The organism is Antrihabitans cavernicola (genome assembly GCF_008297975.1).
Taxonomy (GTDB): Bacteria; Actinomycetota; Actinomycetes; order Mycobacteriales; family Mycobacteriaceae; genus Antrihabitans; species Antrihabitans cavernicola.
Genome location: NZ_VLNY01000007.1, coordinates 192,635 through 211,425, shown reverse-complemented (window position 1 = coordinate 211,425; position 18,791 = coordinate 192,635). Strand labels below are relative to the sequence as shown.

Below are 18,791 nucleotides of genomic sequence, written 5' to 3'. Positions count from 1 at the left end.
ATTTCGTCGTGGGAACCAGCGTGCAATCATGAACTCAGTCGGGAGGTGCGCCGATGAAGTCCGTGCAGGAGCGGAAGCAGATCGGTCGGGTGGCCGCGCTGATTGTGCTGGTCGCGCTCGCCGCCCTGTCGTTGCGCGGCTACCTCCCGGATGTCGATCGAACAGCGCGGCGCCCGGCAGCGGACAGTCGCGGCACGGTGGTTGCGGTGTGTCTGTTGCTCGCGGCGTCGGTCGCGATCCTCGTGTTCGCGTTCGTCGCTACTGTTCGTGGCAAGCATTCGACGCGACCTCCTGTCGTGCAGGTTCCGGAACGAGGCCGGATCGGTTCTGTCGATCGGCGATGGGTGCTCGCGGTTCTCGTCGCGTTCACGGTAGCCGTGATCGTGGTGCTCGCCTTGGGCCCGCTCCGCGTCGGCACCGATACGCAGTCGCCAGGTACTGCCGCACCGTCGACAACTCAGGACAACCAGTCGGGATCGGCGCAACCCGCGCCCCAGCCTGCGACACCGACGTCCAACACGGATCTTTTACCGATCTTCACTGCCACGACGGCTGTGATGATCGGCATCTTCATCGCCGGCGTCGTCGTCGTTGCGCGCCGAAGTCGGTCGCTGGAACCGGCGCCCACCAATACGATTGTCGGTCAAAGCGATTCACCATCCGACACGTTGGCGCGAGTGGCAGCCCTCGGCCTCGCCGAGGTAGCCGAGCCCGGCCGCGAACCCCGCGCTGCAATCATCGCGTGTTACCTGGCTATGGAGCGCGGCCTCGCCGAAGCGCCCGATGCGGCGCCGCTCGAGTCGGATACACCGTCGGAGGTGCTGGCACGCGCAGTCGATCACGGGGTGCTGCATTCGGACGCTGCGTCGCATTTGGTCTCGTTGTTCACCGAAGCGCGGTTCAGTCCGCACGAAATGACCGAGGTGCAAAGGCAATCCGCCGAATCTTTGCTTCGGCAGGTTCTCGACGACATCGGGAGCCCCGCATGGTCCGGCTGACTCTCGGCGGCGTTGCGCTGGTCGTACTTGCTGAGATCGTGGTGCTGGCAACAGGTTTGCGTGACATCGTGCCACTGGTCGGCGGCGCCGCAGTTGCGGTGGTGCTGTGGGCATTCGCCACTCGGCTGATCGGATCTGTGTCCCCCGCGCCGGCGGCGCCCTGGGAGCTGTCTCCTGACGAAGCATTGGCCAGGTGGCGTTCGCGAACCGATGTGATGGTCGGTCGCGCGGACGGCACGCGCGGAGATTGGGATCGTCATCTCCGGCCGTTGCTGGCGCGTGAGTTCCAGATGACGACGGGCCATCGATTGAACAAAGACCCCAAGGCGATGGAGGCAACCGGACTCATGGTGTTCGGAGATCGGCTGTGGCCGTGGGTGAGTCCAACCGCGGCGTCGTTCGACGACCGCGAACAACCCGGTCCGGGTACCGCAGCACTCGACGAGATACTGACGAAATTGGAGCGCTTGTGACTGTATCCGCGCAGACGACGACAGCACGAGCGGACGCCGTGCTCACCGAAATCGAACGCGTCGTCGTCGGCAAGCGAGACGCGTTGTCGCTGATCATGCTCGCGGTGCTGGCCGGTGGCCACGTCCTGATCGAAGACCTACCCGGACTTGGCAAGACTTTGATAGCCCGATCCTTTGCGGCCGCATTGGGTCTGGACTTCACCAGAGTGCAGTTCACCCCTGACCTGCTGCCGGCCGATCTCCTCGGTTCGACGATCTACGACATGCAATCGGGTCATTTCGAGTTTCGTTCGGGACCGATCTTCACCAACTTGCTGATGGCCGACGAGATCAACCGAACACCGCCCAAAACACAAGCGGCCCTGCTCGAGGCGATGGCAGAGGGCCAGGTGAGCATCGACGGTAGAACCCACCGGCTGCCTGCGCCCTTCATTGTTCTTGCGACGGACAATCCGATCGAGTACGAGGGCACGTATCCGCTGCCCGAGGCCCAACTCGACAGGTTCGCGATTCGGCTGCGACTGGGCTACCTCGCCGAACCGGACGAGCTGGAGATGTTGCGCCGCCGCCTCGGTCGCGGTTCCGCGGTACCGACGACGGCACAGGTGGTCGATGTGGCGGAGTTGATCGCGATGCGGGAATCGGTGGAGCAGGTGTCGGTGCACCCCGATGTCCTGAATTACGTGGTGGCACTCGCCACCGCGACGCGAAACCATCCGCAGGTCGAAGTCGGTGCGAGCCCCCGCAGTGAGCTGGATTTGGTGCAGTTGGCGAGGGCGCGCGCATTGCTGGCGGGCCGGGATTACGTGATCCCCGAGGACGTGAAGGCGCTCGCGGTGGCGTCTATGGCCCATCGCATCAGCCTGCGACCAGAAATGTGGGTTCGGCGCATTCATGCCGAGGATGTGGTCGAGGATCTCTTGCGTCGTATTCCGGTGCCCAAGCGAGCTCCAGGGTGAGCGATGCGCACGAGTTGCGCTGGGTGCCTTCGCGACTCGCATTCGGTATCGCCCTGTGCGCGGCCGTTGCCTCGGTGACCGCACTGATCGGGCTGCGACCCGAACTCCTGGTGTTCGCGGCACCGTTCATCGGTGTCCTGGCGTCGATGACCTTGCAGCGGCCCGCCACTACCGTTCGGGTGCGATCCGATCCCGCCGTGTTTCGGTGCTTCGAAACCGAATCGGCAAATCTGAACGTGACGGTGGAATCTGTCGGTGAGGCAGCCGGTTTGGCACTGTCGTCGGAGCCGGTAGTCGGAATGACCGTCGAAACCACGGCGGTTCATTCGGCGCACGTGGCCCTCGGGCTCACCGCCCAGCGGTGGGGCCGCTACCTGGTTCCGGTTCGGGTCACGGCATCGCCGCTGTCGGGATTGTTCACCGGCACAGCGACTGTGCGCGCAGCAGAGGTGCACGTGTATCCACTGGCGTCACCACAGCCGACGTCGTTGCCGCGGACCGAACTGCCGGATCGCCTGGGAACCCACCTCACCCGGCACCATGGCCCGGGAGTCGAATACGCCGATATCCGGCCGTATGTCCCGGGTGATCAGCTGCGCACCGTCAACTGGGCGGTCAGTGCGCGTCGTGGCCGACTCCACATCACCGAACGGCTCACCGATCGTGCAGCCGACGTGGTGGTGCTCATCGACACGTATCCGCAGGCGTCCGGACCCGCGACCGAGGCGATGGAGCGATCGGTTCGCGGTGCGACGCAGGTGGTCCAGTCGGCGTTGCAGCGGGGGGACAGGGCAGGCGTGATCGGGCTGGGGCGGTCACCGCGCTGGCTCGGCGCCGATATCGGCCGCAGGCAGTTCTATCGCATTCTCGACACCGTGCTCTCGGTGGGAGACGAGTTCCGTTCCACGACAGGAACTCTGGCGCCGCGGGCCGCGATGCCGACGGGTGCGGTGGTCGTCGCGTTCTCCACGCTGCTGGATACCGAGTTCGCGTTGGCCGTCATCGACCTGCGCAAGCGGCGACACCGCGTGGTCGTGGTCGATGTGTTGCATGGATCACCGTTCGCTGACGAACTCGATCCGATGTCCGCGCGGATGTGGCGGCTGGAACGCGCGGCGATGTATCGAGACATGGGCACCGTCGGTGTCGACGTGGTGTCCTGGCGGGAGGAGACCACGCTGGATCAGGTGATGAATCTGGTTCCCGACCGCTCCGGGATGCGTGGGCGATGACTTTCGCCGAGCGCGCCTATCGGACAGCTGCGGGGCTGCTGATGGTTGCAGCGGCACTGCCTGCTGCACCGACCAGTGCCCTGCCCGCCGCGGCCGCGGGTTGCATCCTGGTGATGGTCAGTCTGCGGTACCGAATCGCGGCTGTGCCAGCTGTTTTCGCGACGATTGCGACGCTCGTCATAGGCTACCCGCCGCCGCCGCTTGCGGCCCTGTCCGGCTTGGCGGCGGCAATCTACCTACTGACTCTGACCGGTCTCACCACGCTTACCCGCCCTACGCTGATCTGTTCGCTTGCCTGCACCGCCGCTGCGTTGGCGATGGCATCGATACCGATCACCATCGCCTGGTTGCCGGTTGTCGCGCCCATCGTGGCTGTGCTGATCTTCGCCGGGCTCGCGCGGCCCTTCCAATCCCGTTGATCACGGACTTTCCGCGCACGCCGTCCTGGGCCGATGCTTACGGAACTCCGTGATCAGGCAACGGTGAGCACTACGTCGGCCAGTGCGGGGGCGTCGTCGCGCTCGACCACGCCGGCAGCGATCAGCAACCGACCGTCTTCGCGCCAGATGCGGGTCCGCAGTGTTTCGCCGGGGAAGACCACGCCTGCGAACCTGGCCTTGAATCCGGCGACCCGGGTCGCGTCGCCGTCCAGAGCTGCATCGACGGCGGCCTTGCACACGATGCCGTAGGTGCACAGCCCGTGCAGGATCGGTGCGGGAAAGCCTGCGGCCGTGGCGAAATCAGGATCGGAGTGCAGCGGATTGCGGTCGCCGCACATGCGGTAGAGCAGCGCTTGCTGGGGGAGCGTGGGCGTTGTGACATCGAAATCGGGCGCCCGGTCGGGAAGGGGTATCGACTCCGACGGCCCGCGCTCGCCTCCGAAGCCACCCTCACCGCGCGCGAAGATCGACGACCGCGACGTCCACAGCGGGGTACCGTCCTCGCCGAGGGTAGTGGTTTCGGAGACGACGACGGCTGCCTTGCCCTTGTCCCAGATATCCGAGATCCGCGTCGTCGACGTTGCTTTTCCCGCGGCGGGGAGCGGGCGATGCACCGTCACTTCTTGGCTGCCGTGCACCACCTTGGCGAGGTCGATCTCCACGCCGGGATAGGACACCTTCGGTGCTTCGGTGGCGTGGAACGTCGCGGCCACGGTGGCGAACGTCGGCAACACCTGAGGCTCACGATCGTGCAAGTACTTCAACTCGGCCTTGTCCGTAGGCTTCGCTCCTGCGCCTAGTGCAAGCTGGTATAGCTGCACATCCGAAGTCTCCCAGGCGAACTGCTGCGAGGGGAGCTCGGCGCCGATAGCGACGGCGGGATCGATGGGCATGAAATCCTCTCAGTTCGCGACGGCGTCGGTCGCAGATTGCTGCGCCTTCGCTCGTTCGGCGATGTCGAGCACGGCAAGGTAGGCGAACGTCATCGCGGGTCCGATGGTCGCGCCGGGGCCCGCGTAGGTATGGCCCATGACGGGTGCGCTGCTGTTGCCGACGGCGTAAAGACCGTCGATCACCGAATCGTCCTCTCGCAGCACGTGTGCGGCCGTGTCGGTGCGCAGGCCACCTTTGGTGCCGAGATCGCCGGGCACCAACTTGGCGGCGTGGAACGGTCCCTTCGCCAGCGGGGCCAGATTGGGATTCGGCTTGTTGCGCGGATCCCCGTAGTAGTGGTTGTAGCCGCTTTCGCCACGGCCGAAGTCGTCGTCCTTGCCCTGGCGGGCAAAGGAGTTGAACCGTTCGATCGTGTCCGCGAGACCTTCGGCAGGCACGCCCATCTTCTCGGCCAGTTCGGCAATCGAGTCGGCACTCACCACCACGCCGGCGTCGAGCCAGCGCTTCGGGAACCGTTGTCCCGGTTGCAGTCCGGCGAAGATGTAGCGATCGCGGTATTGCTGATCCATGACCAACCATGCGGGAACGTTCTCGCCGGGGCCCTCACCCTCGCCGTTGGTGCCGCCGTACATCCGGTGCACTGCTTCGACATACGGGGCGGCCTCGTTGAGGAACCGCTTACCGCGCATGTTCACCATGATGGATCCGGGAAGCGAGCGCTCGGCGAGGCAGAACCACGGCCCGCCGGTCAGTGGAATGGTCGGGCCCCACCAGGCATCGCCCATGAGATCGGTTGCAGCGCCCAGCTTCTGGCCCAATTCGATCGCGTCGCCCGTGTTGGCCCTCGCGCCCACCGTCCACTCTGTGCCGATCGGCGCGCGCTGATATTGCTTGCGCATGGCGTCGTTGTGCTCGAAGCCGCCCGCGGCGAGAATCACGCCGTAGCGCGCGCGAATCAACTCGGGGTTGCCGTCGATCAGCACGCTGACTCCCCTGACGGCCCCAGCTTCGACGTGCAGGTCGGTGAGCGGAGTGTTCAGCAGGACGGGAACGTTGGCGTTCAGCAGCCCGATCCGCATCGGTGCGATCAAGGCTCGACCCATGCCGAGCAGGTGCTTGCGGGTGGCGCGCGCCCACATCAAACGGGCGCCGACACGCAGGACGCGCAGCGGCCCACGCGGATGACGTTTCTGGAGGTTGAGCCACTTGAAGTCGGCCTGCGTCACCACCATGTTCAGTGGCGCCTTAGCGTAGGGCGGCTCCAGATTGGCCAGCTCGGCTCCAAGCTTCTTGCCGTCGAACGGCTTCGGCTCCACGGAACGACCGCCGACGCGCCCTCCGGGTGCCTCGGGGTAGTAGTCGGAATAGCCCGGGACCCAGCCGAGCTTCAGCGGAGTCTTGGCGAGCACGAAGGACAGCATCTCCGGCCCACGATCGATGAAGGTGTCGATGAGCTCGCCGGATACGTCGTCGCCGATGATGTTGTGGAGGTATTTGCGTGCTTCCTCGGGAGTGTCCTTGACTCCGTCGGCGACCAGCGCCGAGTTGTTCGGAATCCAGACGCCACCGCCGGATCGGGCCGTGGAGCCGCCGTAATGGGCGGCCTTCTCGACCACGACGACGCTGAGTCCCTGATGTGCCGCCGTCAGGGCTGCGGTCATACCGCCCGCGCCGCTGCCGACCACGACGATGTCGTATTCCTGCTTGCTCATGTAGAACACGTTATAGAATGATGGCCCCGGTGGTCCATTCTTTCTGCCAGGAAGTATCGGAGATTTTCGCGATCGGAACCGAAACACGTTGCAGTCCGTTCTGGAGGTTGACGCAGTGACCTGGGATCTTTCCGCCGACGTGGTGATCGTGGGCTTCGGAGCGGCAGGCGTCGCAGCGTCGTTGGAGGCTGTGGCGTCGGGAGCGACGGTGCTCGCGGTCGACCGCTACAGCGGCGGCGGGGCCGCCGCTATCTCCGGCGGGATCGTCTACGGCGGCGGCGGAACGGAATTCCAACGCGCCGCAGGCGTCGAGGACACCGCCGACGACATGTTCGATTACCTCAGCCACGAGGTCGGCACCGCGGTGACTCGCGGGACGCTGCGCAAGTTCTGTGACGAAAGCGTGCACATGATCGAGTGGCTCACCGACCACGGTGTCCCGTTCGAAGGTTCGCTGTGCCCGTACAAGACGTCGTATCCCAACAACCGCTACTACCTGTACTACTCGGGCAGCGAGGCTGCAGGCGAGTCGCGCAAGGTCGCCCGGCCCGCGCAGCGCGGGCATCGCGCGAAGGGGAAGGGCGCGTCGGGCAAGAAGATCTACACCCCGTTGGCTGCGGCTGCGAAAGCCAAAGGCGTCCAGCTGCTTCGGCAGACAACGGCGTCGGCCCTGATCACAGACGGCGAGGGTGCGGTCGTCGGGATCGAGTGCTCGACCATGCGGGATGCCCCCGAGCCGATCCGCCGCTTGCACGCGACGCTGGGAGCGTTGTCGTCGAAGCCGGGGGTCTACGAGCCACGGTTACGGCTCGTGCTGGAGAAGCGCATTGCGCGAATCGAACGCAAGTACGCGCGGTCGGTCCGTATCCAGGCGCGCTCCGGCGTCGTACTGAGCGCGGGCGGGTTCGTTGCCAATCGCGAGATGATGAGGGAACACGCACCCGACTACGTCGGTGGAATCGCGCTCGGTACCGCAGGCGACGACGGTAGCGGCATCAAGTTGGGGCAGTCCGTCGGTGGCGCAACCGATCGGCTCGGCAACGTCTCCGCCTGGCGATTCATCTCGCCACCCAGTGCGTTTCTCGGCTCGATTCTCGTCGATTCGACGGGTAGCAGGCTGGTCGACGAGTCGCGCTACGGCGCCGCGATCGGCGACGCGATGATCAAGAATTCCAACGGGGAAGGCTGGTTGCTCGCCGACGCCGAGCTGATCGCAGAGGCGAAAAAGCAGATCGGTGACCAGTCGATCTGGTTCCAACGAGTGCAGAATCAAGGCATGGTCCGAACCGGCGTGCGCGGTGACAGCATCGCCGACGTCGCGCGCAAGGTGGGCATCGATCCCGAGGGTTTGCAGCAGTCGGTCGATGCGTACAACGACGCGGCAGGCAAGGGTGATCCGGACCCGATGGGTAAGTTCGCCGATTTCGTCCGACCGATTCGCACAGCGCCGTTCACGTTGTTCGACGTGTCGATCAAGCCGAGCATGATGAACCCGTGCCCGATGCTGACCCTCGGTGGCCTGGTGGTAGACGAAACCACCGGCAGCGTCGAATCGACAACGGGGGAGGCGATTTCCGGGTTGTATGCGGCCGGCCGCACCGCTGTCGGTATCTGCTCCGATTCTTACGTCAGCGGCCTGTCGCTCGCTGACTGCATCTTCTCCGGTCGCCGTGCGGGTCTGCACGCGGCACAACGTCTGAAGGAACTCGCCACCCATGTTGTCGACTGACATTCGCACCGGCCTCGCCGATCGCCTCGACGAGGCCGAGCGCACACGAGTACCGATCGGGCCGCTGACGTCGGCGCACCCCGATATCGACGTCGTCGATGCCTACGAGATTCAGCTGATCAACATTCGGCGACGCGTGCAGGGCGGCGCTCGCGTCGTCGGTCACAAGGTCGGCCTGTCGTCGTTGGCGATGCAACAGATGATGGGTGTCGACGAACCCGATTACGGCCATCTGCTGGCCGAAATGGAGGTTTTCGAAGACGAACCGGTAGCCGCCGCGCGATACTGCTATCCACGGGTTGAGGTCGAGGTCGGATTCGTGCTGGGGGCGGATCTGCCCGGGGCCGACTGCACCGAGCAGGACGTGCTGGACGCAACCGTTGCGTTCGCGCCGTCGATCGAACTGATCGACAGCCGGATCCTGGACTGGAAGATCGGTTTGTCGGACACCATCGCCGACAACGCGTCCTCCGCTGGCTTCATCCTGGGCAAGGAGCGGGTCGAGCCCGCCGACATCGATATCAAGGGCATCGATGCTGTGTTGACCTGCAACGGCGAGCAGATCGCGGCGGGCCGCAGCGACGCGGTGCTCGGCAACCCTGTGACCGCCGTGGCGTGGCTTGCGCAGAAGGTCGACAGTTTCGGCGTGCGCTTGAAAGCGGGCGACATCGTGTTGCCCGGATCGTGCACCCGCGCCATCGACGTCCATCCGGGTGACCATTTCCGCGCCGATTTCACCGGACTCGGCTCCGTATCTTTGACGTTCACGTAGGAGAGATTGGTATGTCGAAAGCAAGCGTCGCGATCGTCGGATCGGGAAACATCAGCACCGATCTGCTCTACAAGCTGCAGCGCTCGGATTGGCTGGAGCCGCGGTGGATGGTCGGAATCGACCCGGAGAGTGAGGGTTTGGCGCGCGCTCGCAAGTTCGGGTTGGAGACCTCGGCCGACGGCGTCGATTGGTTGCTCGCCCAGTCCGAGAAGCCCGACCTGGTGTTCGAGGCGACATCGGCCTACGTCCATCGTGCTGCGGCGCCGCGCTACGCCGAAGCCGGGATTCGCGCTATCGACCTGACACCGGCAGCGGTCGGGCCCGCGGTGGTGCCACCCGCGAACCTGCGCGAGCACCTGGATGCGCCGAACGTCAACATGATCACCTGCGGTGGACAAGCGACGATTCCGATCGTCTATGCCGTGTCGCGGGTGGTTGCCGTGCCGTACGCGGAGATCGTCGCGTCCGTCGCATCGGTATCCGCCGGACCTGGTACGCGGGCCAACATCGACGAGTTCACCAAGACCACCAGCCGCGGCATCGAGACCATCGGCGGTGCGCAGCGCGGCAAGGCCATCATCATTCTCAATCCGGCGGATCCGCCGATGATTATGCGCGACACCATCTTCTGCGCGATTCCGGACGACGCGGACAAGGCGGCGATCACCGAATCGATTCATCAGGTGGTCGCGGACATCCAGCAGTACGTGCCCGGCTACCGACTGCTCAACGAGCCACAGTTCGACGCGCCCTCGGTGAACTCGGGTGGGCAGGCGCTGGTCACCACGTTCGTCGAGGTCGAAGGTGCAGGCGACTTCCTGCCGCCGTACGCGGGCAACCTCGACATCATGACGGCGGCCGCAACCAAGGTGGGCGAGGAGATCGCCCAACAGCTTCTCACTGTGAAGGCGTGAACCACCATGACTGACAACGCGATTCATTTCGACGCAGCCTGGGACATTCGCGTCACCGATACGTCCCTGCGTGACGGGTCCCATCACAAGCGGCATCAGTTCACCGGCGAAGAGGTGCGTGCGATCGTCGAAGCGATCGACGCCGCGGGCGTGCCGGTGATCGAGGTGACGCATGGCGACGGACTCGGTGGGTCGTCGTTCAACTACGGCTTCTCCAAGACGCCGGAGCAGGAGCTGATCAAGATCGCCGTGGCGACGGCCAAGACCGCAAAGATCGCGTTCCTGATGCTGCCCGGTCTCGGCACCAAGGACGACATCGTCGTCGCGCAGGACAACGGCGCATCCATCTGCCGCATCGCGACGCACTGCACCGAGGCCGACGTGTCCATCCAGCACTTCGGCCTCGCCCGTGAGCGTGGCCTGGAAACCGTCGGGTTCCTCATGATGGCCCATTCGACACCACCGGAGAAGTTGGCAAAGCAGGCCCGGATCATGGCCGACGCCGGCTGCCAATGCGTGTACGTGGTCGATTCGGCCGGTGCCCTGGTGCTGGAGCAGGTCTCCGACCGGGTGGAGGCGCTGGTGCAGGAACTCGGCAGCGATGCCCAGGTTGGTTTCCACGGTCACGAGAACTTGGGTCTGGGTGTCGCGAACTCGGTAGCGGCCGTCCGTGCCGGCGCCAAGCAGATCGACGGCAGCACACGCCGCTTCGGTGCCGGTGCCGGAAACGCGCCGGTAGAAGCGCTGGTGGGGGTGTTCGACAAGATCGGCGTCAAGACGGGCGTCGACTTCTTTGCCATCGCCGACGCCGCCGAAGACGTGGTACGGCCCGCTATGCCTGCGGAGTGCCTGCTCGATCGCCAGGCCTTGATGATGGGTTACGCAGGCGTCTACTCCAGCTTCCTCAAGCATGCCGAGCGACAGGCGGAGCGTTACGGCGTCTCATCGGCCGAACTGCTGGTGCGGGCGGGTAAACGCAAGCTCGTAGGTGGGCAAGAAGACCAATTGATCGACATTGCTCTGGAGCTGCAAAAGGAAGCCGCCGTCGGCTGAATTAGACCGTGAATCAGGGGTTCTCGCACGTATATAGACGTGGTCAGGGGCCCCTTATTCATGCATTGGATGGCCTGTAAACACTAAATATTTGTGACCCACGCCGCAATATACCTATGATCCAAGTTACATGCGAGGGCAAATTTCAATGTCCAATTCAGCTCAATAAATGCATCTCTAGCTGCGGATATGCAATGAATATTTGAGCCTACGACGACTGGTAGACGAATTCGTCGGGTCCTGGTCGGTATGCATTCGTTACGCTACCGTTATCGGCAGTTCGGAAGTGCAACCGCTAATCCGAATGCGAAATAGTTTGTTCGGCCGAATGCACGAACAGTTCGCCGAACAAATGCGAGTAGCGATCACCACAACGGAAGACGCTTCAGCGCGGAAGTTTGCGCTGACCTCGCCAAACAATGTGGAAAGGCTTATCACCATGAACTTCAGCATCAAGCGCACAGTCACCATCGCCGCAGCAGCAGGCGCCGTCGCAGTTGCCCCGCTCGCGCTGGGCCTGGGTTCGGGTACCGCTTCTGCAGCCAGCGAGTCGCAGTGGGATTCCGTCGCACAGTGTGAGTCGGGCGGCGACTGGTCGATCGACACCGGCAACGGCTACTACGGTGGCCTGCAGTTCTCGCAGAGCACCTGGGAAGCCAATGGCGGCCAGGGTTCGGCGTCGAACGCGTCGAAGTCCGAGCAGATCGCAGTTGCCGAGAACGTCTTGGCGAGCCAGGGCTCGGGTGCATGGCCCGTCTGTGGTTCTTCGCTCTGATAGTTAGAGCCTGAAAAAGCCTCGTCCGATTCGGACGGGGCTTTTTCGTGTGCTGAGTCAGTCGTGGTTCCGAGTGAAGAACTCGACTAGGCCGTGCGGTGTGCGTTCTCCGAGAACGAGGTCGAGGATCTCGATCGCACCCGCGGCGGACGACTCGCTGCGCGGGAACATCGCCGCTTCGTATTCGGCGATCGCAGCTTCGATGTCGTCGGGGTTGGCGGCGATCGCTTTGCCGAGTTCGGCGCCGTCGAACATGGCCAGGTTCGCGCCCTCGCCTGCCGGTGGCGCCAGGTGCGCGGCATCGCCGATCAGTGTCACGCCGGGTACGCGGTTCCATCGGTGGTCGGCGGGCAGAGTGTGGATCGTGCGTGCAACAGGCGGGGTGTCGCCGTCGCTGATCAGCGCGGTGAGCTCCGGCGCCCAGCCGTCGAATTCGGCCGCAACCAACTTCCTCGCTGTCGTCGCATCGGTGAAGTCGATGCCCTCGAGCCACTCGATGGGACGGCACAGCTGCGCGTACGTGTGGACTACGTTTCCTGCCTCGCGGTGCGTAGAGATACCCATTCCCGGCGCGAGTGCGAACATTCCGCCGCTGCCTGCGGCTTCGGATGCCGCAGGGTGCCGCGAATCTGAGTCGTACAGATAGGTCTCGATGAACACCACGCCGACGTAGTCGGGCTTTGCGTTCGAGAGCAGTGGCCGGACCTTCGACCAGGTGCCGTCAGCTCCGACCAGCACGGTGGTTGTCACGGTCGAACCGTCGTCGAAGGTCAGCTCGTGGCGCCCGTCGCCGAGCGACGCGACATCGGTGACTTTGTGTCCCCACTGGATCGCATCGGCAGGTAGAGAGTCGCGCAAGATCCGCCGCAGATCGCCGCGGAGCACTTCGGGGCGTCCGCCCGTGCCGTCGTCGGGCTCGTCGAGCAGCACGGTGCCGTTCTTGTCGAGGATGCGAGTCGCTTCGCCGCCTTCGTGGATGAGCGCCCGAAATTCGTCCGTCAGACCGGCCGCTTCGAGCGCTGCCTGCCCATCGTGTTCGTGGATGTCGAGCTGGCCGCCCTGTGTTCGGGCTTCGGGTGACGGTTCCGCCTCGTAGATCGTCGAGGAAATGCCGTGAACGTGGAGGACGCGGGCGAGGGTGAGGCCGCCGAGGCCCGCTCCGATGATCGTGACATGTGAAGTCATGGTGTTCTCCCTTCTCGAGCTTTTCTGGAACGCTGTTCCAGGGACCATCTTGGAACAGCGTTCCAACTATGTCAAGATGGTGCGCATGGCCAACTCGTCACGTGCTGAACGTCGGACAGATGCGCTGTCGAAGGAGCGGATCGTCGAGGCAGCGCAGGAGATCCTCGACGTTGGCGGCGAGAAAGCCCTGACATTTCGCGCACTGGCGTCCCGTCTCGCAACCGGGGCCGGTGCGATCTACTGGCACGTCGCGGACAAGAACGAGCTGCTCACGACGGCCACCGATGCCGTCATCGCCCATGTGTTGACCGACGTGCCCGAGGGGGCAGAACCGCGGGATGCGATCAGGTCGATCGCGCTCGGTCTGTTCGACGCGATCGATGTTCATCCGTGGGTCGGCGATCAGCTCGCCCCGCCTGCGCCGCCCGCGATGTTGCGAATTTTCGAAGGCATCGGCGAGCAAGTCATGGCACTCGGAGTACCGAAACGGGCGCAGCTCGACTGCGCCTCTGCGTTGGTGAACTACATACTCGGCGTCGCCGGACAGAACGCCGCGAACGCCCGCCTGGCCGTTCCGGGGATGGATCGCTCGGCCTACCTCGACACCGTCGCCGCGCAATGGGCGCAACTGGATCCGGCAGAGTTTCCGTTCCTGCATCGAGTGACGCAGCAGTTGCGCGATCACGACGACCGTGAGCAATTTCTCGCCGGAATCGACCTCATTCTTGCCGGCATTGCAGCTGTCCGATAGCCCCACGCAAATGGGTGAATGTACCGTTCGTTGCGCTCGATCGAACGAACGTACCGTTCACCCAGTTCACGGGATGGGACAGGGAGCGGGATGGCGCCTGTCAGTCGCGATCGCGAACTTCGAGGATGCCTTCCATGACGGCGTGCTCGATGCTGCTGCGCAGTCGAGGGCAGGTTTCGCGCAGCGAACGGGGCTGCGTCTCGTCCTTGGCGTATTCCGTACACGACGTTGCAGGATCTGCAGTCCACTGAATGCTGGTTTGGTTGAAGCTGTTCTTGCGCGCCAGCACGGTAGTTCCGCAGGCCCGACATTCGACGGGTTGCATGCCGGATTCCAGGTAGTTCTGCTTGTCCGCGACGGTCTGGGTGCGGACAGCCTCGACACGTTCGGGACTGCCCGTGAAGTCGGGAGCCTTGGCCCATGTCGAGGCGTCCACCGCTACACCCCTGCTGTCGTGCCGCTGTCCGCTTCGGCGGCTGCTTCGTCCTCGTCGCGTTGCCGAGCCAGGTTGTCCTGGACTTCGCGCTCCCACGCTTCGACTGCCTTGGATGTGTCGACCTCGAACTCGAACCGCTGCGTCATCTTGTCCGTGACATCGGCGGCGTCGACGTAGAACTGGTCGTACCAGCGGCGCAGCTGGTACACCGGCCCGTCCTCGTCGCAGAGCAACGGATTGTCGATCTTGGTCTTGTGCTGCCAGATCGCGACGTCCTGCTCGAAGCCCAGCGCCACACCTTCGGTGAACTTGCGCGCCAACTTCTCGCTGGTCTTGTCGTCGAGACCCTGTGGCTTCTGTACGGAAACGCCGTACTGCAGCAGAAACGAATCGTGGCTGATCGGGTAGTGGCAGTTGATCAGCACACTCTCGACCTTGTAGCCGTTGTAGTCGTTGTGCAACCAGTTGATCATGTAGGACGGGCCGAAGTACGACGCCTCCGAATCGAGCACCGACTCCCCGTACTGCGTGCCCATGTTCTTCACGTCCGGTCGACCGTGGTTCTGCAGGTACTGCGTGGCGACGTGCCCCTCGAAGACGTTCTTGAAGTACTTCGGAAAGCCGAAGTGCACGTAGAAGAAGTGCGCCATATCGACCACGTTGTCGATGATCTCGCGGCAGTTGGAACCCTCCACGAGCAGCGTATTCCAGTTCCAGTCGGTCCATTCGTCGGTGAACACCTGGTCCAGGCGCGGAATCGTGACTTCGTCGGGAGGCGGATTGCCTTCCGGGTCGTTCCACACGAAGAGCTGCTTGTTCTCCTGCATCGTGATCCACGACCGGGTCTTGGCGAGTGGCGGTACCCGCCGGGCGTAGGGGATGGCGGTGCACTTGCCGTTGCCGCCCCAGCGCCAGTCGTGGAACGGGCACGCGACGGAATCGCCCTTGACCGTGCCCTCGCTCAGATCGCCGCCCATGTGTCGGCAGTACGCGTCGAGAACGTGCAGCTTGTTCTGGCTGTCGGCGAACACCACCAGCTTGGTGCCGAATGCCTGGATGGCGTGCGGTTTGCCGTCCAAGAAGTCCCGCTCGAGGCCGAGGCAGTGCCAGCCGCGCGCGAACCGTGTCGGATTGCTACCGACGTCGATCTCCCGAACCCGAGCCATCTGTCCCTCACATTCTCGATGTCTTTCTACACTAGAACACGTTATAGAAGCGGTGGATATTGCGCTACCTTAACGGCGGATTACGTCGGGTCTGGGCTGTGTGCCGCGGTCGAGCGGCCGAGCCTCGACACGAATGGGAACGTGTTCTAGTCTCAGTGATGTTCATGATGCTTACAGACGGGAGCCAGCCGTGAGTGACCACGACAGCCACGAGGTGATGCAGCGGGTCGAGGCGCTCTTGCCGTCGCTGCGTGAGCGGGCGCAAGAGGCCGAGGATCTTCGGCGGATTCCCGACGACACCATCAAGGGGCTGCAGGAAACCGGCTTCTTCCGCTTGCTCCAGCCCGAGCAGTGGGGCGGATACCAAAGCGATCCGGTGCTGTTCTACGACGCGGTCCGCAAGTTGGCCAGCGCGTGCGGCTCGACGGGGTGGGTCTCCGGGATCATCGGCGTGCACAACTGGCACCTCGCCCTCTTCGAGCAGCAGGCACAGGAAGATGTGTGGGGCATCGATACCGACACGCGCATCTCGTCGTCGTACGCGCCGATGGGTGCAGGCCAGGTGGTCGAGGACGGCTACACCGTGCGGGGATCGTGGGCCTGGTCGTCGGGTTGTGACCATGCGTCCTGGGTTGTGCTCGGTGGTCCGGTCATCAAGGACGGGCGGCCGGTCGATTTCGGCAGCTTCCTGATTCCGCGTGAGGACTACCGGATCGACGACGTGTGGAACGTGGTCGGCTTGCGTGGCACGGGCAGTAACACAGTCGTGGTCGAAGACGTCTTCGTTCCTCGTCACCGCTTCCTGAGCTTCAAGGCGATGAGCACGCTGACGGCCCCCGGGCTGGAGCGCAACACCGCCCCGGTCTACAAGATGCCCTGGGGCACAATCCATCCGACGACGATCTCGACGCCCATCGTCGGCATGGCCTACGGCGCATACGACGCGCACGTCGAGCATCAGGGCAAGCGTGTCCGTGCGGCATTCGCAGGCGAGAAGGCGAAGGAAGACCCGTTCGCAAAGGTCCGCGTCGCCGAAGCCTCAAGCGACATCGACGCCGCGTGGCGCCAACTTTCCGGCAACGTCGCCGAAGAGTACGCGCATCTCGTTGCGGGCGAAGAGGTTCCGTTCGACCTTCGGCTGCGTGCCCGACGTGATCAGGTGCGCGCCACGGGCCGCGCCGTCGCATCCATCGACAAGCTGTTCGAGAGCTCGGGCGCAACTGCTCTGGCCAATGGCACACCACTGCAACGCTTCTGGCGTGACGCACATGCCGGCCGCGTACATGCGGCGAACGATCCGGAAAGGGCGTACCAGATGTTCGGCTCGGGGGAGTTCGGGTTGCCGATCGCGGACACGATGGTTTAGGAGGCGTGGTCGAGTGAGCATCGAAGCGAGGAACGAGCGAGGCGCGGAGCGAGATCAGCGCCGACTCATGACGGGCGTGAGGCGTGGTCGAGTGAGCATCGAAGCGAGGAACGAGCGAGGCGCGGAGCGAGATCAGCGCCGACTAATGGCAGGGGCCTCATGACCGCAGTGCAAGAACTAACCTACGAGTCGACGTCCAAGTTCGCGGAGGCGAAACCTGGTCTGACGCTGCACTATCACGAAGCAGGCATCGGCAACGGACCTACGATCGTGCTGCTGCACGGCGGCGGTCCCGGTGCATCCTCGTGGTCGAACTTCTCGCGCAACATTCCCGTTCTCGCCGAGCAGTTCCACGTAATTGCGGTCGACCAGCCCGGCTACGGCAAGTCCGACAAGCCGACCGAACATCCGCAGTACTTCGTGCATAGTTCGTCGGCCTTGGCGGGTCTGCTGGACACGCTGGGGATCACCGATCGTGTTCACTTGCTGGGCAATTCGCTCGGTGGCGGCACGTCCGTCCGGTTCGCGCTCGACTATCCCGATCGTGCGGGCCGGCTGATCCTTATGGGCCCAGGCGGGCTCAGCGTCAACCTGTTCGCACCCGATCCCACCGAGGGCGTCAAGAACCTCGGCAAGTTTGCCTATCAGCCGACCCGCGAAAACATCGAGGCGTTTCTGCGGATCATGGTCTTCGACCAGTCGTTGATCACACCTGAACTGGTCGACGAGCGGTTCGCCGCTGCCAGTACGCCGGAGTCGTTGGCTGCGGCAAAGGCGATGGGAAAGTCGTTCTCCAGTGCAGATTTCGAGAAGGGCATGCTCTGGCGCGACGCGTACAAATTGCGGCAGCGGGTGCTTTTGATCTGGGGTCGCGAAGATCGAGTCAATCCGCTCGACGGCGCGCTGGTCGCGTTGAAGCTGATTCCACGCGCGCAATTGCACGTGTTCGGCGGCTGCGGTCATTGGGCGCAGTTGGAGAAGTTCGACGAGTTCAACAAACTCGCTGCGGATTTTCTCGTCTCAGCGGAGGGTAAGTGATGGGTATTCGTTCGCTCGCGTACTTGCGCATCGAGGCAACCGACATGGCGGCCTGGCGCGAATACGGCCTCAAGGTCCTCGGCATGATCGAGGGCAAGGGTGTCGACCCCAATGCCCTCTACCTGCGCATGGACGACTTTCCGGCGCGCCTGGTGATCGTCCCGAGCGATCGCGACCACCTCGGTGCGTCCGGCTGGGAAACCGCGAATGCCGCTGAGCTGCAGGAGATTCGCGATCGGCTCGATGCCGCTGGCGTGCCGCACGAGGAAGGTACCGCCGAGCAGGTCAAAGATCGTCGCGTCGACGAGCTGATCATTTTCGAAGACCCGGCAGGCAACGTGCTCGAGGCGTTCCACGGTGCGGCATTGGAACATCGACGCATCGTCAGTCCGTACGGGCACAAGTTCGTCACCGGTGAGCAGGGGCTCGGACACGTCGTTCTCTCCACCGACGACGACGCCGCGTCGTTGACCTTCTACCGCGACGTTCTCGGTTTCCGCCTGCGGGATTCGATGCGGATGCCCCCACAACTGCTCGGCAGGCCGGCAGACGGTCCGCCGATCTGGCTGCGATTCTTCGGGTGCAATCCGCGCCACCACTCGCTGGCGTTCATGCCGATGCCCACATCGAGCGGGATCGTGCACCTGATGGTCGAGGTGGAGAACTCCGACGACGTCGGCCTGTGCCTGGATCGAGCGACGCGTCGCAAGGTACCGATGTCCGCGACCCTCGGCCGCCACGTCAACGACCTGATGCTGTCCTTCTACATGAAGACCCCCGGCGGATTCGACGTCGAATTCGGTTGCGAGGGTAGGCAGGTCGACGACAACGACTGGATCGCACGCGAAAGCACCGCCATCAGCCTGTGGGGACACGATTTCGCGGCAGGCAGGTAGCG

19 protein-coding genes are annotated in these 18,791 nt (G+C 64.1%); 14 read left to right on the top strand and 5 right to left on the bottom strand.

All coding sequences use genetic code 11. The features are described 5' to 3' along the window. Positions 1-53: 53 nt before the first annotated feature. Genes FOY51_RS16595 through FOY51_RS16575 form a run of 5 tightly spaced genes read left to right on the top strand, consistent with a single transcriptional unit; the run spans position 54 to position 4,081 of the window. On the top strand, positions 54-998 hold the full coding sequence (locus FOY51_RS16595; protein ID WP_149431360.1) for a DUF4129 domain-containing protein: 945 nt from the start codon (positions 54-56) through the stop codon (positions 996-998). Further along, complete coding sequence (locus FOY51_RS16590) at positions 986-1,471, top strand: hypothetical protein (RefSeq protein WP_149431359.1); 486 nt, start codon at positions 986-988, stop codon at positions 1,469-1,471. The genes FOY51_RS16595 and FOY51_RS16590 overlap by 13 nt, the downstream gene beginning before the upstream one ends. Continuing rightward, a complete protein-coding gene (locus FOY51_RS16585; RefSeq protein WP_149431358.1) occupies positions 1,468-2,430 on the top strand; it encodes an AAA family ATPase in 963 nt (320 codons plus the stop codon). The genes FOY51_RS16590 and FOY51_RS16585 overlap by 4 nt, the downstream gene beginning before the upstream one ends. After that, entirely contained in the window at positions 2,427-3,662 is a 1,236-nt protein-coding gene (locus tag FOY51_RS16580; protein ID WP_149431357.1) for a DUF58 domain-containing protein, read from the top strand. The genes FOY51_RS16585 and FOY51_RS16580 overlap by 4 nt, the downstream gene beginning before the upstream one ends. Next, on the top strand, positions 3,659-4,081 hold the full coding sequence (locus FOY51_RS16575; protein WP_149431356.1) for a hypothetical protein: 423 nt from the start codon (positions 3,659-3,661) through the stop codon (positions 4,079-4,081). Before FOY51_RS16580 ends, FOY51_RS16575 begins: the two co-directional genes overlap by 4 nt. A 53-nt stretch (positions 4,082-4,134) precedes the next feature. On the opposite strand, the gene chsH3 is transcribed toward FOY51_RS16575, so the two are convergent. Together chsH3 and kstD are read right to left on the bottom strand one after the other, a co-directional pair. Next, on the bottom strand, positions 4,135-4,995 hold the full coding sequence (gene chsH3 / locus FOY51_RS16570) for an enoyl-CoA hydratase ChsH3 (protein WP_149431355.1): 861 nt from the start codon (positions 4,993-4,995) through the stop codon (positions 4,135-4,137). A gap of 9 nt (positions 4,996-5,004) precedes the next feature. Then, positions 5,005-6,708, bottom strand: coding sequence for a 3-oxosteroid 1-dehydrogenase (gene kstD, locus FOY51_RS16565; RefSeq protein WP_149431354.1), 1,704 nt, complete (start codon positions 6,706-6,708; stop codon positions 5,005-5,007). 100 nt (positions 6,709-6,808) lie between these two features. Between kstD and FOY51_RS16560 the strand changes: the two genes are divergently transcribed. The 5 genes from FOY51_RS16560 to FOY51_RS16540 all read left to right on the top strand — a co-directional run bounded on the left by FOY51_RS16560 (position 6,809) and on the right by FOY51_RS16540 (position 11,951). Next, a complete protein-coding gene (locus tag FOY51_RS16560; protein WP_290367900.1) occupies positions 6,809-8,437 on the top strand; it encodes an FAD-binding protein in 1,629 nt (542 codons plus the stop codon). Further along, positions 8,424-9,209: a 2-keto-4-pentenoate hydratase gene (locus FOY51_RS16555; protein WP_149431352.1), complete on the top strand. Its 786-nt coding sequence runs from the start codon at positions 8,424-8,426 to the stop codon at positions 9,207-9,209. The genes FOY51_RS16560 and FOY51_RS16555 overlap by 14 nt, the downstream gene beginning before the upstream one ends. 11 nt (positions 9,210-9,220) lie before the next feature. After that, on the top strand, positions 9,221-10,123 hold the full coding sequence (locus FOY51_RS16550; RefSeq protein ID WP_149431351.1) for an acetaldehyde dehydrogenase (acetylating): 903 nt from the start codon (positions 9,221-9,223) through the stop codon (positions 10,121-10,123). Positions 10,124-10,129: 6 nt separating this feature from the next. Beyond that, entirely contained in the window at positions 10,130-11,176 is a 1,047-nt protein-coding gene (dmpG, locus tag FOY51_RS16545; RefSeq protein WP_149431350.1) for a 4-hydroxy-2-oxovalerate aldolase, read from the top strand. A 439-nt stretch (positions 11,177-11,615) separates the two neighbouring features. Then, complete coding sequence (locus tag FOY51_RS16540; protein ID WP_149431349.1) at positions 11,616-11,951, top strand: transglycosylase family protein; 336 nt, start codon at positions 11,616-11,618, stop codon at positions 11,949-11,951. A 57-nt stretch (positions 11,952-12,008) separates the two neighbouring features. Here FOY51_RS16540 and FOY51_RS16535 read toward each other — a convergent pair whose 3' ends face one another. Next, a complete protein-coding gene (locus tag FOY51_RS16535; RefSeq protein WP_149431348.1) occupies positions 12,009-13,136 on the bottom strand; it encodes an FAD-dependent oxidoreductase in 1,128 nt (375 codons plus the stop codon). Here FOY51_RS16535 and FOY51_RS16530 point away from each other — a divergent pair. Then, positions 13,135-13,887: a TetR/AcrR family transcriptional regulator gene (locus tag FOY51_RS16530; RefSeq protein ID WP_235916406.1), complete on the top strand. Its 753-nt coding sequence runs from the start codon at positions 13,135-13,137 to the stop codon at positions 13,885-13,887. The genes FOY51_RS16535 and FOY51_RS16530 overlap by 2 nt on opposite strands. 100 nt (positions 13,888-13,987) lie before the next feature. On the opposite strand, the gene FOY51_RS16525 is transcribed toward FOY51_RS16530, so the two are convergent. Both FOY51_RS16525 and FOY51_RS16520 read right to left on the bottom strand, forming a co-directional pair. Beyond that, positions 13,988-14,323 (bottom strand): hypothetical protein, encoded by a 336-nt coding sequence (locus FOY51_RS16525; protein WP_149431347.1) that lies wholly within the window; start codon positions 14,321-14,323, stop codon positions 13,988-13,990. Between the two features lie 2 nt (positions 14,324-14,325). Then, positions 14,326-15,489, bottom strand: a complete 1,164-nt coding sequence (locus FOY51_RS16520) for a 3-ketosteroid-9-alpha-monooxygenase, oxygenase component (RefSeq protein WP_149431346.1) — start codon at positions 15,487-15,489, stop codon at positions 14,326-14,328. Positions 15,490-15,679: 190 nt separating this feature from the next. On the opposite strand from FOY51_RS16520, the gene hsaA reads away from it, so the two are divergent. The 3 genes from hsaA to hsaC all read left to right on the top strand — a co-directional run bounded on the left by hsaA (position 15,680) and on the right by hsaC (position 18,789). Next, positions 15,680-16,855, top strand: coding sequence for a 3-hydroxy-9,10-secoandrosta-1,3,5(10)-triene-9,17-dione monooxygenase oxygenase subunit (gene hsaA / locus FOY51_RS16515; protein ID WP_149431345.1), 1,176 nt, complete (start codon positions 15,680-15,682; stop codon positions 16,853-16,855). Between the two features lie 159 nt (positions 16,856-17,014). Further along, positions 17,015-17,893: a 4,5:9,10-diseco-3-hydroxy-5,9,17-trioxoandrosta-1(10),2-diene-4-oate hydrolase gene (gene hsaD, locus FOY51_RS16510; RefSeq protein ID WP_149431344.1), complete on the top strand. Its 879-nt coding sequence runs from the start codon at positions 17,015-17,017 to the stop codon at positions 17,891-17,893. After that, entirely contained in the window at positions 17,893-18,789 is an 897-nt protein-coding gene (gene hsaC / locus FOY51_RS16505; protein WP_149431343.1) for an iron-dependent extradiol dioxygenase HsaC, read from the top strand. Before hsaD ends, hsaC begins: the two co-directional genes overlap by 1 nt. The last annotated feature ends 2 nt before the right edge of the window (positions 18,790-18,791 follow it).

Bases quoted from the DNA above. Each gene is read 5' to 3' on its own strand.
- FOY51_RS16595 (WP_149431360.1), top strand. From the start codon at position 54: ATGAAGTCCGTGCAGGAGCGGAAGCAGATCGGTCGGGTGGCCGCGCTG.
- FOY51_RS16590 (WP_149431359.1), top strand. From the start codon at position 986: ATGGTCCGGCTGACTCTCGGCGGCGTTGCGCTGGTCGTACTTGCTGAG.
- FOY51_RS16575 (WP_149431356.1), top strand. From the start codon at position 3,659: ATGACTTTCGCCGAGCGCGCCTATCGGACAGCTGCGGGGCTGCTGATG.
- chsH3 (WP_149431355.1), bottom strand. From the start codon at position 4,995: ATGCCCATCGATCCCGCCGTCGCTATCGGCGCCGAGCTCCCCTCGCAG.
- kstD (WP_149431354.1), bottom strand. From the start codon at position 6,708: ATGAGCAAGCAGGAATACGACATCGTCGTGGTCGGCAGCGGCGCGGGC.
- FOY51_RS16555 (WP_149431352.1), top strand. From the start codon at position 8,424: ATGTTGTCGACTGACATTCGCACCGGCCTCGCCGATCGCCTCGACGAG.
- FOY51_RS16550 (WP_149431351.1), top strand. From the start codon at position 9,221: ATGTCGAAAGCAAGCGTCGCGATCGTCGGATCGGGAAACATCAGCACC.
- dmpG (WP_149431350.1), top strand. From the start codon at position 10,130: ATGACTGACAACGCGATTCATTTCGACGCAGCCTGGGACATTCGCGTC.
- FOY51_RS16540 (WP_149431349.1), top strand. From the start codon at position 11,616: ATGAACTTCAGCATCAAGCGCACAGTCACCATCGCCGCAGCAGCAGGC.
- FOY51_RS16530 (WP_235916406.1), top strand. From the start codon at position 13,135: ATGGTGTTCTCCCTTCTCGAGCTTTTCTGGAACGCTGTTCCAGGGACC.
- FOY51_RS16535 (WP_149431348.1), bottom strand. From the start codon at position 13,136: ATGACTTCACATGTCACGATCATCGGAGCGGGCCTCGGCGGCCTCACC.
- FOY51_RS16520 (WP_149431346.1), bottom strand. From the start codon at position 15,489: ATGGCTCGGGTTCGGGAGATCGACGTCGGTAGCAATCCGACACGGTTC.
- hsaD (WP_149431344.1), top strand. From the start codon at position 17,015: ATGACCGCAGTGCAAGAACTAACCTACGAGTCGACGTCCAAGTTCGCG.
- hsaC (WP_149431343.1), top strand. From the start codon at position 17,893: ATGGGTATTCGTTCGCTCGCGTACTTGCGCATCGAGGCAACCGACATG.